At 42.3% G+C, this 1,392-nt stretch carries 1 protein-coding gene; it reads right to left on the reverse strand.

Annotated features, from left to right (window positions below):
• Positions 1–91: 91 nt before the first annotated feature.
• Positions 92–1,392 (reverse strand): T9SS type B sorting domain-containing protein (locus tag HMPREF9074_RS05655; RefSeq protein ID WP_198133042.1); only part of this gene is annotated, 1,301 nt, incomplete at its 5' end.

Raw genomic sequence — 1,392 nt, forward strand, 5'->3', positions numbered from 1 at the left:
GAAAAAAGACTTTGCTAAAGGTCGTAGCACGACACGCTATGAACTTCGCAAAGTCTTTTATTCATTGTTAATTAACTTATTTATTAATTATTTAGTTTTTCTTCAAGTACAACCAACCGGTTTCGGTTTGTGTTTTATTATGTTCATCTACATACTCGATGATGTAATAATAAGTACCTTGTGGTAAGTTGTCTGAGGCTTCTAAGGTAGCACGAGCTTCCGATACTCCTCTGAAAGCTTTAGTGGTATTATTATAACCGCTCATTTCAAAGACTTTCACTCCCCAACGGTTGTAAATTCTTACCGTGTTGTTAGGATAGTTTTCTATGCCTTCAATATGGAAGTGGTTATTCTTATCACTACCACCTATTGATACTCCGTTGTAGATGATCAACTCGCTGGTTACGCGTACACTTATAGTAGCGGTACGACAACCTGCCGCGTTGCACAAACTATACTCAAAGCTATCAGTACCCTTAAAGCCATTGTTTGGCGTATAAGTTATAGTACCATCACCATTGCTTACAGCAGTTCCGTTGGCTGGTTGCGATGGTATGCTTACCGTTACAGTTGTACTGCTAGTTACTCCTACTGTTACCGGTGTATTGATACGAGTATAAGCCGTTACATCGTTAGTATCTGGTGCCTCGGTTACAGTACCCGATACCGTGATAGTTACTACCCCTGTATCGCAGCTGGTAGGTGTAGCAGTCGTACATATCTTATAAGTAATCGTATAAGTACCTGATGGGGTTCCTGCTGGTACGGTCACTACCCCTGTATTAGGATTAAGCGTTGGTACAGTAGCACCTGGTGCTTTAGGAGTAGCTGGTATTGTAACGGTAATGCTTACATTACCACCATTACCTGCTGTAGCCGATTGGGTACCTACCCTATCATTGGTCAATATATTGCCCGCTGTAGTGGTAGTAGTATCAGTATATACCATATCATCAGGGGTTATCACTGGTACATTTGGTATAGTAATAACTACTGCCCCCGGAGTACAAGCTGTTGGCGTAGCTGTTGTACAAACATCGTAGGTTATAGTATAAATACCTGGTGGTGTACCTGCTGGTATAGTTACCCTTCCGTTGTTAGCATCCAAACTTGGCACTACAGTTCCGGTAGGTGTACTAGTAATATTGATTACCACATTGCCACCTGTACCTGTTGTAGCCGATTGGGTACCTACTGTATCATCGTCTAATATACTTGGTGTTGTAACAGTAGCGGTGCCGGTATAGGTAAAGGCATTAGGCGTTACCACTGGCACATTGCCCACTGCTATAGTAGCAACGCTTGTTACGCAATGATCAGGATTCAACACTTCGCACACAGTATAAGTAACGGTATGTATACCTGTCGGTGTACCTGCTGGTACTCTGAAAC

The organism is Capnocytophaga sp. oral taxon 329 str. F0087, assembly GCF_000213295.2.
Classification (GTDB): Bacteria; Bacteroidota; Bacteroidia; order Flavobacteriales; family Flavobacteriaceae; genus Capnocytophaga; species Capnocytophaga leadbetteri_A.